Source organism: Dolichospermum circinale AWQC310F (assembly GCF_000426925.1).
GTDB classification, from domain to species: domain Bacteria; phylum Cyanobacteriota; class Cyanobacteriia; order Cyanobacteriales; family Nostocaceae; genus Dolichospermum; species Dolichospermum circinale.
This window is the reverse complement of record NZ_KE384705.1, coordinates 1-14,169: the sequence shown is the minus strand read 5'-3', so window position 1 is coordinate 14,169 and position 14,169 is coordinate 1. Positions and strand designations below refer to the sequence as shown.

Annotated in this window: 16 protein-coding genes, 1 pseudogene and 1 riboswitch; of the genes and pseudogenes, 12 read left to right on the top strand and 5 right to left on the bottom strand. The window is 38.3% G+C overall.

Going from position 1 to position 14,169, the window contains the following annotated elements:
* From ACIR310F_RS27040 to ACIR310F_RS0117185, 3 genes and pseudogenes are all read left to right on the top strand, one after another.
* Positions 1 to 214, top strand: a pseudogene (locus ACIR310F_RS27040) (hypothetical protein); the annotation flags it as partial.
* 96 nt (positions 215 to 310) lie between these two features.
* Complete coding sequence (gene dapB / locus ACIR310F_RS0117190; RefSeq protein WP_028084897.1) at positions 311 to 1,147, top strand: 4-hydroxy-tetrahydrodipicolinate reductase; 837 nt, start codon at positions 311 to 313, stop codon at positions 1,145 to 1,147.
* An 85-nt stretch (positions 1,148 to 1,232) separates the two neighbouring features.
* Positions 1,233 to 1,916 carry a hypothetical protein gene (locus ACIR310F_RS0117185; protein WP_028084896.1) on the top strand — a complete coding sequence of 228 codons (684 nt, stop codon included), beginning with the start codon at positions 1,233 to 1,235 and terminating at the stop codon, positions 1,914 to 1,916.
* Positions 1,917 to 1,952: 36 nt separating this feature from the next.
* Here ACIR310F_RS0117185 and ACIR310F_RS0117180 read toward each other — a convergent pair whose 3' ends face one another.
* The 3 genes from ACIR310F_RS0117180 to ACIR310F_RS0117170 form a co-directional block, all read right to left on the bottom strand.
* Positions 1,953 to 2,762 carry a TPM domain-containing protein gene (locus tag ACIR310F_RS0117180; RefSeq protein ID WP_028084895.1) on the bottom strand — a complete coding sequence of 270 codons (810 nt, stop codon included), beginning with the start codon at positions 2,760 to 2,762 and terminating at the stop codon, positions 1,953 to 1,955.
* Positions 2,763 to 2,945: 183 nt separating this feature from the next.
* Positions 2,946 to 3,350 carry a hypothetical protein gene (locus tag ACIR310F_RS22920; RefSeq protein ID WP_035368315.1) on the bottom strand — a complete coding sequence of 135 codons (405 nt, stop codon included), beginning with the start codon at positions 3,348 to 3,350 and terminating at the stop codon, positions 2,946 to 2,948.
* Between the two features lie 11 nt (positions 3,351 to 3,361).
* Positions 3,362 to 3,730: a YtxH domain-containing protein gene (locus ACIR310F_RS0117170; RefSeq protein WP_028084894.1), complete on the bottom strand. Its 369-nt coding sequence runs from the start codon at positions 3,728 to 3,730 to the stop codon at positions 3,362 to 3,364.
* A gap of 126 nt (positions 3,731 to 3,856) precedes the next feature.
* Positions 3,857 to 4,019, top strand: a riboswitch (cobalamin riboswitch).
* Between the two features lie 22 nt (positions 4,020 to 4,041).
* Here ACIR310F_RS0117170 and ACIR310F_RS0117165 point away from each other — a divergent pair.
* From ACIR310F_RS0117165 to ACIR310F_RS0117145, 5 genes are all read left to right on the top strand, one after another.
* Positions 4,042 to 4,821 (top strand): energy-coupling factor ABC transporter permease, encoded by a 780-nt coding sequence (locus tag ACIR310F_RS0117165; RefSeq protein ID WP_028084893.1) that lies wholly within the window; start codon positions 4,042 to 4,044, stop codon positions 4,819 to 4,821.
* Complete coding sequence (locus tag ACIR310F_RS0117160) at positions 4,808 to 5,104, top strand: energy-coupling factor ABC transporter substrate-binding protein (protein WP_028084892.1); 297 nt, start codon at positions 4,808 to 4,810, stop codon at positions 5,102 to 5,104. The genes ACIR310F_RS0117165 and ACIR310F_RS0117160 overlap by 14 nt, the downstream gene beginning before the upstream one ends.
* A gap of 2 nt (positions 5,105 to 5,106) precedes the next feature.
* On the top strand, positions 5,107 to 5,919 hold the full coding sequence (cbiQ, locus tag ACIR310F_RS0117155) for a cobalt ECF transporter T component CbiQ (RefSeq protein WP_028084891.1): 813 nt from the start codon (positions 5,107 to 5,109) through the stop codon (positions 5,917 to 5,919).
* The gene (locus ACIR310F_RS0117150) at positions 5,894 to 6,712 is read left to right on the top strand and encodes an energy-coupling factor ABC transporter ATP-binding protein (protein WP_028084890.1); all 819 of its coding nucleotides are present in this window, start codon (positions 5,894 to 5,896) and stop codon (positions 6,710 to 6,712) included. The genes cbiQ and ACIR310F_RS0117150 overlap by 26 nt, the downstream gene beginning before the upstream one ends.
* Positions 6,713 to 6,939: 227 nt before the next feature.
* Positions 6,940 to 7,719: a hypothetical protein gene (locus tag ACIR310F_RS0117145; protein WP_028084889.1), complete on the top strand. Its 780-nt coding sequence runs from the start codon at positions 6,940 to 6,942 to the stop codon at positions 7,717 to 7,719.
* A 147-nt stretch (positions 7,720 to 7,866) separates the two neighbouring features.
* Here ACIR310F_RS0117145 and ACIR310F_RS25785 read toward each other — a convergent pair whose 3' ends face one another.
* Positions 7,867 to 8,043, bottom strand: coding sequence for a hypothetical protein (locus ACIR310F_RS25785; RefSeq protein WP_155963066.1), 177 nt, complete (start codon positions 8,041 to 8,043; stop codon positions 7,867 to 7,869).
* Between the two features lie 125 nt (positions 8,044 to 8,168).
* On the opposite strand from ACIR310F_RS25785, the gene ACIR310F_RS0117135 reads away from it, so the two are divergent.
* The 3 genes from ACIR310F_RS0117135 (at position 8,169) to ACIR310F_RS0117125 (ending at position 11,396) form a co-directional block, all read left to right on the top strand.
* The gene (locus tag ACIR310F_RS0117135; protein ID WP_028084888.1) at positions 8,169 to 9,611 is read left to right on the top strand and encodes a cytochrome ubiquinol oxidase subunit I; all 1,443 of its coding nucleotides are present in this window, start codon (positions 8,169 to 8,171) and stop codon (positions 9,609 to 9,611) included.
* Between the two features lie 11 nt (positions 9,612 to 9,622).
* On the top strand, positions 9,623 to 10,636 hold the full coding sequence (gene cydB, locus ACIR310F_RS0117130; RefSeq protein WP_028084887.1) for a cytochrome d ubiquinol oxidase subunit II: 1,014 nt from the start codon (positions 9,623 to 9,625) through the stop codon (positions 10,634 to 10,636).
* 301 nt (positions 10,637 to 10,937) lie between these two features.
* Positions 10,938 to 11,396 carry a pentapeptide repeat-containing protein gene (locus ACIR310F_RS0117125; RefSeq protein ID WP_028084886.1) on the top strand — a complete coding sequence of 153 codons (459 nt, stop codon included), beginning with the start codon at positions 10,938 to 10,940 and terminating at the stop codon, positions 11,394 to 11,396.
* 365 nt (positions 11,397 to 11,761) lie between these two features.
* On the opposite strand, the gene metK is transcribed toward ACIR310F_RS0117125, so the two are convergent.
* Positions 11,762 to 13,000 carry a methionine adenosyltransferase gene (metK, locus tag ACIR310F_RS0117120; RefSeq protein WP_028084885.1) on the bottom strand — a complete coding sequence of 413 codons (1,239 nt, stop codon included), beginning with the start codon at positions 12,998 to 13,000 and terminating at the stop codon, positions 11,762 to 11,764.
* Between the two features lie 344 nt (positions 13,001 to 13,344).
* On the opposite strand from metK, the gene tsaB reads away from it, so the two are divergent.
* Entirely contained in the window at positions 13,345 to 14,043 is a 699-nt protein-coding gene (tsaB, locus tag ACIR310F_RS0117115; protein WP_231387586.1) for a tRNA (adenosine(37)-N6)-threonylcarbamoyltransferase complex dimerization subunit type 1 TsaB, read from the top strand.
* Positions 14,044 to 14,169 lie beyond the last annotated feature (126 nt).

The window sequence follows — 14,169 nt, the reverse complement described above, 5'->3', positions numbered from 1 at the left end:
TACTAATGCTGCTGACAATATTCTAGCAAGAATGAGTGATGTTGAAATCACTCGATACATGAAACATTCAGAAGTGAAGAAAATCTTGTTAGAAAGAACTCAGAAGTTTCGGGAATCCCTAATAGTGGAAACCGAAGCGATAACGGGCAAGGATAAGCCCCAGACTCTAGAACCTGAAGTCAGGTCAATCAGAGAGCGAATTATCAGCAATTGACACTGTTTGACCAAGGTTTAACTACGTTAGTTGTGTATCTCAGACTTGCATTTGTGAGACAATTTTATTGTTGAATTGAAAATAATTGTTAAATCTATGAGCAATCAAGCTTCTATTCCAGTTATTGTCAATGGTGCAGCTGGTAAAATGGGACGTGAGGTCATTAAAGCAGTAGCCCAAGCATCTGATTTGACTTTAATGGGTGCAATTGACACCACTCCCCAACATCAAGGTAAAGACGCTGGAGAACTAGCGGGTTTAAGTGAACCCTTAGAAGTACCAATTAGCAATCAATTAGAACCTATGTTGGCCTATGTGGCAGGGGAAAGACAGATGCAGCCAGGTGTACTAGTTGATTTCACTCATCCTGATGTAGTATATAACAATATTCGCAGTGCGATCGCCTATGGAATTCGTCCAGTTGTAGGAACTACGGGTTTAAGTCCCGCACAAATTCAAGAATTAAGTGATTTTGCTGAAAAAGCCAGTACCGGTTGTTTGATTATTCCCAACTTTTCCATTGGTATGGTATTACTACAAGAAGCGGCTGTTAGAGCTTCTCAGTATTTTGATCATGTAGAAATTATCGAACTCCATCATAACCAAAAAGCTGATGCTCCCAGCGGTACAGCCATTCAAACTGCTCAACTATTGGGAGAACTGGGGAAAACTTTCAATACTGCTATGGTGGAAGAAACGGAGAAAATAGCAGGAGCTAGAGGCAGTTTAGCAGATGAAGGGATTAGAATTCATAGTGTGCGCTTACCAGGACTAATTGCCCACCAAGAGGTAATTTTCGGCGCTGCTGGACAGATTTATACCTTACGTCATGATACCAGCGATCGCGCCTGTTATATGCCAGGAGTATTATTAGCCATACGCAAAGTTAACCAGCTAAAGTCGTTAGTATATGGACTAGAAAAAATACTGTAAAACACTGAGTAATCATCTGTGATAAATTTTCGATTGGCGATTTTTCCAGTCCAAAATCTAAAATTCAAAATCCCAAATCTAAAATATGATCGTTCCCCTAACTCGGCAAAAATTTGAACAAATTATTCCCCTAATTGCCTCTGGACCACAATATAAATACTATTGGGGAAAGTTCAGTAATTTTTTGCAGCGGCTATTAATCTCCGTAGTTACCATGGCTGTGCTACTGCTGATACAATTTTTGTTTAGATTAGAATTTGGGTTCATATTCTTTTTTGGGGTATTTGGTGCTTTCTTTTGGCTATGGTATCCCATATTACAGGCAAGTATCCGCAATGGAAAATGCCGCCGTTACAAATACAGTGGATTTTTCCGGGGACGAGTGCTAGATTGGTGGATTACAGATCGGTTAATGGGCAAACAGGAAACCGTCAACAGTAAAGGTGAGTTAGTAATTATTGAAAACCGGGAAAAGCGGATTAACCTAGAAATAGGTGACGAAACAGGATTTAGTGTTGAATTTGAAGCCCCACTACGTCCTGCCCACAAAGCCATTACTCGTGGTCAAATCGCTGAAATGGTGGTCATGTCAAATCGTTCTGATTTAAGCACAATTGAAGAATTTAGTGATATATACATTCCTAGTCGTGACCTATGGGTAAGTGATTATCCATATCTCCGCCGAGACTTCTTTAATGAAGTTAGTATGCGTTTACGTGGGAACCAAGAAAGAAGACCTCGTCGTCGTTCAGGAAGACAAGGGGGGTAGAGAATAAATACCCTATTCCCCAGTCCCCTAAACTTTTCAGGATTCAGCCTCTGAAGAAGGCCGACTAAAAACAGGGGATAAATAAGCCACTAAAGCACCAATAGCAAAAGCGGAAATATTGCGAACTAGAGGCAACCAGTCACTTGTACGGGTGATAACTGGAGCAATACCGAAAGCAATAAATAACATTCCCCACAAGGGTGAAAAAATTAACGCCCATTGCCAAGCCAGTATTTGTTTATCGTTGCGGGGTTGAGCGGCAAAACCGCAAATAATTCCACCCACAGCGGAGGTGACAAGGGTGAGTATCCATTGTTCTCTAGGGAGTCCAGGAACTACATTACAACCGCCTTTAAGTAAGCAACCTTTGACTGAATCTAAGGACTGGAGAATGGCTTGATCTTCTCCTTGTTCACGGACAAAGTATAAGTTACCAAAGCGGGTTTGTAGTTCAATCCAGAAGGTGCGGGGTAGGAATTGATAAACTGCATCACCCACGCTAAAGCTAAGAATATTACCACCACGGGCATCTGCGACTAGGAGAATACTTTTATCATCTAATCCCCAATATTTAATTACTGCTCTACCTGGGGTGCGGTCATACTGGGTTAAAACGCGCAATTTCCAACCAGTATCAGTTTCAAACTGTTCTAATTCTTTAACTAATTTTTCTTCTTGGGGGTCAGGGAGAGTTTTTGCTAAATCTACTACTGGTGTGACAAAGCCCGGTAATAGATCGGGATTTTCATAAGCTAGGGCTGATGGAGAATTAATTGCCCAGATTGACCCAGCAAAGCAAAATAAGGCAATTGATACTAAAATTCGTCGCCAAGAACACAGGTGCATGAACGTTTTTATACTATTATTAACAGGATGATGTAACAAGTGCTTTGCAAAGAGTCACGTAAAAGTGATACTTCTTTACACTTCTTTACTTTACTCTAATATTAGTTAGATAGATCAACAAAACCTGATTGAGAAATTAGAGACTGGAGATAACTGTAATGTTATTGGGTTATTGGTAATTGATCATTGATTAGTTAGGGTTCTAGCACTTCTTTTAGCAGGTTTTTTTCGGTTGAAACTTATCAAAGCAGCTTTAATACCAATTAAAACACTACGAGTGCCAACTTGAATATTTTCTGCTTGTTTTTTGGCACTATTTAGGCTTTGGTCAAATTGTTTGACAACTTGACCAGCACTTTTGACACCTTCACTAACATCATCAGTTAAATCTGTTATTTCTAAGCTGGTGTTGCGGATAGCATTAAGAGTAGGTGGTAACTCCCGTGAAAGAGTATCAAAGAATTTTTCGGCACTGCGGGAGGCACGGGCTAACTCCTGTAAAGCGGGTATAGATGCCACCAGAACAGCCGTGAGACTAGCAGCAACCAAGAGGATAGATAGTCCCAACCAAAATAAAGGATCAATCACTGTTATCTCATTTATGAATGTTCTAGTTTTTGAGTCAAATTATCGGTATCGTCTGCGATGCTGCTGACATTAACAGTATTCTTCTGATTTAAACCTTGGATTTCGCGCTGAGTAGCATCTATACCCACAGCGATCGCTTCCCGCAGTCTATCTACAGTTTCATCCCAGTTTTGCAGAGTGTTAGTAGAAATACGATCTGCCTGAATTTGTACACTGGTAGAGATATCCTCAGCTAATTCGGGGATAGCATGAGCGGATTTTTTGAGAAGTTTACGGGTTTCGCGGCCTGTGCGGGGAGCAACTAGCAAACCGGCTAAAGTACCGATAGCAGCCCCTATCATCAAACCGCCAATAAAAATTCCAGAACGGTTGTTAGACATTTTTTTTAATTTTCCACTCTATAAAACTTATCTTATATCTTGCACCCTGGCGATGAAAATTTGGGGTGACAAAGCACCCGGATTTTGTCTAAGTTGTATAGAGAATTAAGTTCTATTGGGAATAATGATATAGTTGTTACCATCGGTTCTGATGGGGAGCAGCCAATGGCTAACACCTCGCTGCACTATTGGACGTAAGGGGGAAAGTCTGGTGCAAATCCGGCACTGTCCCGCAACTGTGAGCCAAAATATGGTAAGTCAGAATGCCCACCGATAGAATTACGTTTATATAAATCTGCGAGGTACAGATTATGTCCAGAAAAAAACAGGCATTAGTTAGTCTCACCCTAATGGCTGTTATTAGTTTTTACTTGGTAGTTGGTTTCCCCAAACCTGCCTACGCAATGCACATTATGGAAGGTTTTTTACCAGTGCAGTGGGCAATTTTTTGGTGGGTTGTAACATTACCATTTTTCATTTTAGGATTGCGTAGTCTAACTCGCATTACCCAAGCTAACCCAGAATTGAAACTTTTATTAGGTTTAGCTGGTGGTTTTACTTTTGTCTTGTCAGCGTTGAAAATTCCTTCTGTTACAGGTAGCTGTTCTCACCCCACAGGAACGGGATTAGGTGCGGTGCTGTTTGGACCGCTGACTATGACAGTTTTGGGTAGCTTGGTATTGTTGTTTCAAGCTTTGTTACTGGCCCATGGTGGTTTGACCACACTTGGTGCAAATGCCTTTTCCATGGCGATCGCTGGACCCTTTGCAGCATACTGGATATATAATGTGACGATGCGGCTGACTGGTAAACAAAAAATCGCCATCTTTTTAGCAGCAACTTTGGCAGATTTACTCACCTATATTATCACTTCTATCCAACTTGCTTTGGCTTTTCCTGCACCAGTCGGTGGATTTATCGCTTCATTTGCCAAATTCGCGGGAATTTTTGCCCTTACTCAAGTACCCTTAGCAATTAGTGAAGGATTACTAACTGTCTTAATTTGGAATTGGTTACAATCTTATAATCCTCAAGAATTAGAACTTTTGCAATTAATCAAGGGAAGAAATCACAGTAATGAATCAATCTAATCAAAGTTTAAATAACTGGTTTTTAATATTAGCCGTTTTAGCTTTAGGAGTTGCACCATTAATATTTGTACCCCATGGAAAGTTTGGCGGTTCTGATGACAAAGCTAAAGCCGCTATTACAGAAATACAACCTGAATATAAACCTTGGTTTCAATCACCATTTACACCAGCTAGTGGGGAAATAGCCAGTTTATTATTTGCTTCTCAAGCAGCTTTAGGTGCGGGAGTAGTTGGTTACGCAATTGGCGTATATAAAGGACGTTCAAAACGAGAAAGAAGTTAAGAATGACTTTAAAATTAGATACCCTAGCTTACACTAATCAACTGCGAAGATTACCACCAGAACATAAACTAATTTTTGCATTTACCACTCTAATTATTGCTCTTTTTAGTCATTCTTTAGTGCAAATTTTGATAGTAATTTGGATGAGTATTTGGACAGTAATTTATGCAAAAATTCCCGCTGGAATTTATTGGCGCTTGTTAATATTCACCATAGTTTTTTGTTTGACAAGTTTACCAGCATTAATGGTCAATGGAGTTACAATTTCTCATCTAGAAATCGTCAAATTAGATTCATTTTACGGGTTGAATTTTGGAAAATTCTATATTTATATTAGTCGGAGTGGTAGCATTCAAGCATGGGGGATTTTAACCAGAGCATTAGCCTCTGTTTCTTGCTTATATTTTCTCATGTTAACTGTCCCGTTCACAGAAATTTTGCAAACTTTACGTTGGTTGAAATTTCCAGTGCTTTTAACTGATTTGTTATTACTAATGTATCGGTTTATTTTCATTTTGCTAAAAACAGCCAATGAATTATGGACAGCACAAAATTCTCGTAGTGGCTACCGCAATTGGTATACTAGCATGAAAAGTCTAGCATTATTAATCGGACAATTATTGCAGCGAACTCTACAACAATATAGTCAATTTTCCCTGGGACTGCAAGCACGAGGTTTCGCAGGAGAATTGCGATTTTGGCATCCCCGTCGTTATCGTTTATCTCCACGATATACTATGGAAGCAATTTGTGGCTGTGTAATATTAATAGGATTAGAAATTTGCCGAAATGCAGGAATATTTACTCGAATTTGAGCAGGTATATTACACTTATCCCGGTTCAGGAAGGCTACAACAACCAGCTTTAAATGGTTTAACCATGAGGATTCCTTCTAGGAAAAATTGTGCCTTAATTGGTCAAAATGGCTGTGGTAAAACAACGCTATTTTTATTAGCTAATGGACTATATAAACCCAATTCTGGAATCGTTAAATGGTGTGGTAAACCCTTAATTTATAATCAGCATTATCTCAGTCAAATTAGGCAAAAAGTCGGCTTAGTATTTCAAGATCCTGAACAACAATTAGTAGCTTCTACAGTTGAAGAAGATATATCTTATGGTTTGTGTAATTTAGGTTTACCCACCGCAGAAATTCAACAGCGAGTAGAACAAATATTGCGTGAATTTGAATTAAATAATTTAGCAGAAACACCAGTACATCATCTCAGTTTAGGGCAAAAAAAACGAGTTTCTATTGCTGATATCATGGTATTGAAACCGCAACTTTTAATATTAGATGAGCCGACGGCATATCTAGATATTAAACATACTCGTAATTTGATGAAAACTCTCAAAAAAATTCATCAAGATGGTCATACTTTATTAATGGCCACCCACGATTTAGATTTAGTCTATCGCTGGGCAGATTGGGTTTTTGTCATGGATAAAGGACAATTGATGTTAGAAGGAAAACCAGAAGATGTATTTAGCCAACGGACACTTTTAGAAGAATTAGAATTGGGTGTACCATTAATATATGAAATGTTGTTTAATGGGCTATCACCTGAAGAGAGAATAATTATAGAACGACTCCGAAAACGGATATGAAAGGATGTTTGAAAATGGAATTTACTGTAATATATTGTAGGTTGGGTTAAGCGACAGCGCAACCCAACGAAGTTTTAAAAATGTTGGGTTTTCTCGCGTCAAACCAACGTAATTAGAAGTGGAATGTCAAAAGACAGTCTATCAAACATTTTTTAATTCTGTTAATAAGCTAAAAAGGGGATTTTTTATAGTAAATTAGTTAATTAAACTCTCTGTGGAAATTGGATATGCAGCTTCAAGAAGTCCCTAATATTGTAGTCATTGTTGGTGAAAATGCCGTGACCCTTTCTCAACTACCTTCTGTGTGGCAAGATATTGCTAAAGGTAGGGCAAATGTTAAACTCAGTGACCCAAAAATCTATGTAGAAATGGCGCAGTTGTTTCAATATAAACTGCAATATGGTGATGTTGACTTGTTTAATGAACGTCCCCAATTATTTCATTTAAAACCCTCATTTTCTGATCTATTTGGGCAAATGGCACGGGAAACCCTAGAATTTTATGGACATGATTTTATAGTTCATAATTATCCGAACTTTGCAGAAGTTTTAAGTAATTTGGAATCAAAAGGTTGTGAATACAGTGACGAAATCAAAGTAGCGCGTATTGGACTAGAACTTTTCCATGAATTTGGTTATGATCTACCAGCAAGTTTTTATCATGTCCATTTAGCGCCAATTTATCGAGATCATGTATTTGAAGAGAGAGCTTTAAGATTTGATCAACGAGATATAGAACATAAACGTCCTTGGGATGCTATCCTACACGCGGGTAAGGTATTTGCGATACAAATGAAAGTACAAAGTATCGCCTCTAAATACGGTTTTACCTATCAACATGGCTGTGGTTGTAACTCTCATCTATCTTCCATTGATCAATCTTCCGGTACATTTGATTATGAATTAAGTTGGGAAAAACGTCAACGCTGGATTCGGAGTTTTATCTGGACAGCTTGGTATGAATATGCAATATTTCCGATTGTTCCGAATACTAGTTATCTGGTTTAATAAGACGACAAAATAATTTCCTGGTGTAATGGGAGATTTACACCTCCCATTAATGATTCATTTGAACTGAACTTTTTACCAGATATAAATTACGAGGATTGGGTGCGTTACGCGATCGCTAACACACCCTACGTATTTTTTCAAAAATCAAAATCCCAAAGCCCTCGGACTTTGATAGAAAATAAAACTTGCTACCCAAGCTAAACTAATAGACCAAGCTAGAGATATCATGGCAAATTTACCACTTTTAGATTCACTTTTAACGACTGCAACAGTTGATAAACAAGGGACATCTGGAAAAATCATCAAACGACTTATTGTCAAACTTTAAACGACCTATTGTCAAACCTTTCAAAGCTTAAAAATTTTGGAAGTAATACTCTATAAACAAATATTATTGTATATGATGAACATATATTTAATCGTTTTGCGTAACTCCTTCAAAGAGTATGGAAATTTTATCTAACACCCTAGCTTTATCACGGTTGCAATTTGCATTTACAGCAATTTTTCACATGATTTGGCCTGTCCTGACCACAGGTATGTCTATCTACTTAATTGTCGTAGAAGGACTATGGTTAAAAACCAAAAATCCCACTTATTATCATCACGGTCGTTTCTGGTCAAAACTGTATTTACTAAACTTTGGTATCGGAGTTGCATCAGGTTTACCAATGGGTTTTCAGTTTGGGACTAACTGGGCCCCATTATCGGAAGCCGTGGGAGATTTCTTAGGTAGTATTCTGGGATTTGAAGGCTCAATGGCATTTATGTTAGAGGCTTCTTTTTTAGGAATTATGATGTTTGGTTGGGAGCGAGTCCCTCCGGTAATTCACTACTTAGCAACTATTCTCGTGGCGTTTGGGGCAAATCTTTCCACCTTTTGGATTTTGGTTGCTAATTCATGGTTTCAGACTCCTAGTGGTGGAGAAATGGTGAATGGTAAGTTTATTGTTGATGACTATTTCCAAGCAATTTTGAATCCCTTCATGGTGAATAGTGTTCTTCATATGTTCTTGGCAACTTTGGAGACTTCTTTATTTGTAATTGGGGGAATTAGTGCTTGGTATATTCTCAATAATCGCCATCAAGAATTTTTTAGCAAATCATTGAAAATAGTTTTAGCAATATCTATTTTTGTCGCTCCTTTACAAGTCTACATTGGTCATGCAAGTGGCGATCAAGTTTATCACTATCAACCAACTAAATTAGCAGCAATTGAAGCCCAATGGGAAACAGTACCTGCTGGTGAATCTGCTAAATGGAATCTATTAGCAATTCCTAATAGAAAAGCCGAAAAAAATGATTGGGAAATTTCTATCCCCAACGGTTTAAGTTATATTTTAGAACTCAAACCTAAACTTTCTGAACCAGTATTAGGACTCAAAGAATGGAAACCAGAAAACCGTCCACCAATGATTCCTTTAATTTTTTATTCCTTCCGAATCATGGCGGGAATCGGATTTTTCTTAGTCGGATTAATGCTGTGGAGTATCATACAATGGCTTAGGGGTAAACTGAATGATAATCATATCAATCAGCAAAAATGGTTATTACGGTCTTGGATTTTAGCTGCACCTTTGGGCTATTTGGCGATTGAATCAGGCTGGATTGTTCGCTGTGTGGGACGACAACCTTGGACTGTGTATGAGCAAATTCGGACTACTGATGCCGCTTCTCATATACCAGCAAGTGAAGTATTATTTTCACTCACAGTTATTGCCCTTCTTTACAGTGTTTTGTTTGTCTCAGCCATGTTTTTTGGTAGCCGGATTATTCGCAAGGGACCAGATTTAACTTTACCAATACCTGGAAGTGAAATCAAAACAGTAATTGCCACTGAATCGGTGAGTCATATTCCCGATAGTCGTCCTCTAGAAACACTACAATAGCCAGAAATTATATGGAAGCTTTATTGCACTTTTTACCACAAGTTTGGTTTGTAATTCTGGGGCTATTTCTGTTCCTTTATGTCCTTTTAGATGGCTTTGATTTAGGCGTTGGTATCCTCTCCTTAACTTCCTCATCTGAAGAACGTCGTAGCTTATTAATGACCAGTCTGGGTAACATTTGGGATGCTAACGAAACTTGGTTAGTATTAATGGCTGGGGCATTATTTGGGGCTTTTCCTTTGGCTTATGGGACAATTCTCACTGCCCTTTATTTACCTTTGATGGTGATGGTTGTAGGGTTAATTCTGCGGGCTGTTGCTTTTGAATTTCGGGAACATTCTGATAATAAAAGTTTTTGGAATTTTGCCTTTGGAATCGGTAGTTTTATTGCTTCTTTATTTCAGGGTTTTGCATTAGGTGGTGTATTAGCAGGAATCAAAGTTGATGCGGCTGGGCATTTTATAGGTGGAATATGGGATTGGTTAAGTTGGCAATCATTGTTAACAGCATTGACTCTTGTACAAGGTTATGTCTTGATTGGTTCAACTTACTTAATTTTGAAAACAGAAAGTAAATTACAGGAAACTCATTTAAAAACTGCAAAATTAGCTGCTTGGACAACTTTTATCGGTGCTAGTTTAATTACTATTACGACACCAATTGTCTATGAAAATGCTAGAGCTAGGCTATTTCATCAACCAGAAGTTTATATCTTTGCCCTGATCCCTGTATTGGGTATGCTGTTGATTTGGTCGCTGTTGCAAAGCCTAAACCGTAAAGAGGAAGTTGCTTCATTTGTTTACACAGCTTTAATATTTTTGTTGACATTTATTGGTTTAGGATTTATTGCCTTTCCCTACATTATCCCCCCCACTATTACCATTTATCAAGCAGCTTCTTCTGCCAGTTCAATGGTATTTATGATCATATTTATTGGGTTTTTAATTCCGATTATGTTGTTTTATAACATCTACAATTACTTTGTCTTTCGAGGTAAAGTAGTGATCAGTGAAGAGAGAGAATAAATTCGGGATTTACTGAATAGATATCTTGTAAAAAAGATTATAGAGACGATTCATAAATTGTCTCTACAAGGGTTTGGTGGTTACGCACATTTAATTTTCACCAGATGTCTTGATAACTTATCTGCGGTTATCTGCGGTTATCTGCGGTTAATTATCCTCTAGATCCTAACTCCAGATTTTGCCCATTTGTGAAAAAATATCAAGCTTGTGATTTAAATCAACATTTTCTAGCCAATTAGTGAGACAATAAAGGCGTGAGGATCAAGAACGGACATAACTCCATTATCAAGGGGGAAACTTTATGAAACTTCAACTCTTAGCCGCTATGGCCTTGATAACTCCCCTGTTTCTAGCTAATTCAGTTCAAGCTGGAAGCAAACAAGATTTACAGAAACTTTTGTCAACTAGAGAATGTATCCAGTGTAATCTATCAGGGGCCAACCTTAGCGGCGCTCATTTAATTGGTGCTGACTTACGGGGCGCAAATCTTCGAGGTGCTAACCTGACAAATGCTAACTTAGAAGGCGCTGACTTGACGGGAGCAAATTTAGCAGGTGCTAATTTAACATCAGCTTTTGTTACCAATGTTAACCTAAAACAGGCCAATCTCAACAACGCCAACCTGACCAGGGCGACCATTCACGATTCTAACGTCTATCAAGCATCAATGGATAATATTAATATTACCGATGCTGGTATATATAACACAGTAATTGGTATTGGTGGAGAATATGGAGCTACTCTTCCCGATTGGGACTAAGCTGTTACGCATCTAAATTTGATAATTCTAATCTAGCTAGGTGTTGTGGTGCGGGCATCTTGCCCGCTAGAATCATACAAATTAAATGCAGTTCAACTTAGGCAGTTAAATTTACACATTTCAATCTAGTGTCACAAAAGCAGATATATTTTGTTTGTCTTAGGGGATATATCCCTAATTTTCTTTCATTACTGTTCCTGAAATAGGAATAAATTACTGATTGCAACCTAGCAATTATGACACTTCTGTGATTCTTGGCTGGGTTAAAAAAGAGGTTATAGATAATTAAGTAGATAATTGTCCATAACCTCAAAACAATTTTTTATTGTCAAACTAACTATTTAAGCAATTACACTTAAATAAGGTTAATTCACAGCTTGCTTTAACACCTCTGCTTTGTCCGTGCGTTCCCATGGTAAATCTAAATCCGTTCTTCCCAAATGACCATAAGCTGCAACGTCCTGATAAAAACGTCCGCCTCTTTCACTTGGTAAGTTACGTAAATTGAACACATGGATAATTCCCGCTGGTCGGAGTTCAAAGTTCTCTTTAACTAAGTTTAAGAGAATTTCATCATTTACTTTACCCGTACCAAAGGTATCAACAAAAATGCTAACAGGCCGAGCCACACCAATGGCATAACTTAGCTGTACTTCACACTTTTGTGCTAAACCAGCCGCGACAATATTTTTAGCAGCATAGCGAGCAGCATAAGCAGCAGAACGGTCTACTTTCGTGGGGTCTTTACCGGAAAAAGCACCGCCACCATGTCGAGAATAACCACCGTAGGTATCAACGATTATTTTCCGTCCTGTTAAACCAGAATCTCCCTGCGGTCCACCAATAACAAACTTACCAGTGGGGTTAACCAAAAACCTGGTTTCTTGACTTGGCTTAATAGTAATATCACCAAATATAGGTTCTACTACTTCCGTCCACAGGTCAGCTTTAATCTTTGCCTGTACCTCAGCATCATCGCTAATATCACCAATAGTAGCTGTATGTTGAGTAGAAACCAAGATAGTATCAATACCTACAGGTTTACCATCTTCATAGACTACCGTGACCTGGGTTTTACCGTCGGGACGGAGGTAAGGGAGAATACCAGCTTTGCGAACTCCTGCCAATCTCCGGGCAATGCGGTGCGCTAAACTGATAGGTAAAGGCATAAGTTCTGGAGTTTCGTTACAAGCAAAACCGAACATGATACCTTGATCACCAGCACCAATTTTATCAAATAGTTCCTCACTATTCTCTGTCCGGCTTTCTTTGGCTACATTGACACCTTGAGCAATATCAGGTGATTGTTCGTCCAATGCTATTAAAACACTGGCACTATTTGCAGAAAAGCCGTTATCCGCGTCAGTATAGCCAATTTCCGCGATTTTTTTTCTGGCAAGATGGACATAATTAACATGAGCTTTGGTGGTAATTTCTCCAGTAATTAGCACCAAACCAGTATTAACTACAACTTCTGCCGCCACACGGCTATGAGGGTCTTCTGCGAGTAGCGCATCAATAATCGTATCAGAAATTTGATCACAGATTTTATCTGGATGACCCTCTGTAACTGACTCGGAAGTAAATAAATAACGACGAGACAAAGGAAATTCCTCCTGTGAAAATTTTTTGACTTAATTTCTGAAATCATAACAACATTTGCAGTTTTCGTAGTTAAGTATCTTCTATTTCAGTATCAAATAATTTATATGTAAATAAAAGTTATCAAAGTTACGGATAAATAGCTATAAATAAGTTATAAATAATTAGTTATAATTAGTATTATCTGGTATTTATGCTAAAATTAGCATTCAATTATACTATTAAATCTATCTTACAGTATATTTCCGACAAGTAACACCAATTCTCAAAAACTCCATTAATATTAAATTAAAAGCCCAAAATCAAAGCTACCTTAGCTTCCACCCCCAAATAAAATATATTTACTTTGACAACCATATTTCCACTAAATAAATACGCTTTAGCATTGCACACCACCACACCAGAATTAGGTTTGGCAATTAGCAACTTTGCAGATCATACCCAATCTCAAGTTTGGAATTTAGGGCGTGACCTATCCAGTCATATCCATCAATACTTGATAGAACTGATTAAACCACGAACCTGGGCAGACTTGGAATTTATCGCCGTCAGCCAAGGACCTGGTGGTTTTACAGGAACTCGCATTGGTATTGTCACCGCTCGTACATTAGCACAACAGCTAAAAATTCCAGTATTTACCATATCTACTCTGGCCGCAGTAGCTTGGCAAGAACATACCTTACACAACCATTCTAGTTTTGCGGCTGAAATTAAAAATACTACTCCCCTACCGCAAAATTGCCAATATCCAATAATTGCAGTAGAAATGCCAGCACAAAGGGGACAGACTTTTGGTGCTATTTATCAACCAACCCCTGATAATTCCGGTCTTACGGCCTTGTTGCCAGATACAGTATTCACCCCAGCCGCATGGCAAGAAACCCTTGCTAATTGGCAGACCAGTTATCAGTTAATTTCGGCTACATCTCAATTAGCTGCCACTGTTAACAGTATTTTGGAATTAGCTTATTTAAATTGGCGGCAAGGTAAACACCCCCATTGGTCCGAGGCTCTACCCTATTATGGGCAGCATCCCATAGATTGACTAATTCAAAAATTTGTCTAACCCTTACCACATAAAGCTTATAGCCAAAATCAGAAGTTAAATTCACCCGATTTAAAAAAAAGTTTTGAAAACCCCTTGACAACAACTGGCAGCATTGATATATTA

What these genes read in the sequence shown, in the direction of transcription:
- dapB (WP_028084897.1), top strand. Translation starts at nt 311, where the DNA reads ATGAGCAATCAAGCTTCTATTCCAGTTATTGTCAATGGTGCAGCTGGT.
- ACIR310F_RS0117185 (WP_028084896.1), top strand. Translation starts at nt 1,233, where the DNA reads ATGATCGTTCCCCTAACTCGGCAAAAATTTGAACAAATTATTCCCCTA.
- ACIR310F_RS0117180 (WP_028084895.1), bottom strand. Translation starts at nt 2,762, where the DNA reads ATGCACCTGTGTTCTTGGCGACGAATTTTAGTATCAATTGCCTTATTT.
- ACIR310F_RS0117170 (WP_028084894.1), bottom strand. Translation starts at nt 3,730, where the DNA reads ATGTCTAACAACCGTTCTGGAATTTTTATTGGCGGTTTGATGATAGGG.
- ACIR310F_RS0117165 (WP_028084893.1), top strand. Translation starts at nt 4,042, where the DNA reads ATGTCCAGAAAAAAACAGGCATTAGTTAGTCTCACCCTAATGGCTGTT.
- ACIR310F_RS0117160 (WP_028084892.1), top strand. Translation starts at nt 4,808, where the DNA reads ATGAATCAATCTAATCAAAGTTTAAATAACTGGTTTTTAATATTAGCC.
- cbiQ (WP_028084891.1), top strand. Translation starts at nt 5,107, where the DNA reads ATGACTTTAAAATTAGATACCCTAGCTTACACTAATCAACTGCGAAGA.
- ACIR310F_RS0117150 (WP_028084890.1), top strand. Translation starts at nt 5,894, where the DNA reads ATGCAGGAATATTTACTCGAATTTGAGCAGGTATATTACACTTATCCC.
- ACIR310F_RS0117145 (WP_028084889.1), top strand. Translation starts at nt 6,940, where the DNA reads ATGCAGCTTCAAGAAGTCCCTAATATTGTAGTCATTGTTGGTGAAAAT.
- ACIR310F_RS0117135 (WP_028084888.1), top strand. Translation starts at nt 8,169, where the DNA reads ATGGAAATTTTATCTAACACCCTAGCTTTATCACGGTTGCAATTTGCA.
- cydB (WP_028084887.1), top strand. Translation starts at nt 9,623, where the DNA reads ATGGAAGCTTTATTGCACTTTTTACCACAAGTTTGGTTTGTAATTCTG.
- ACIR310F_RS0117125 (WP_028084886.1), top strand. Translation starts at nt 10,938, where the DNA reads ATGAAACTTCAACTCTTAGCCGCTATGGCCTTGATAACTCCCCTGTTT.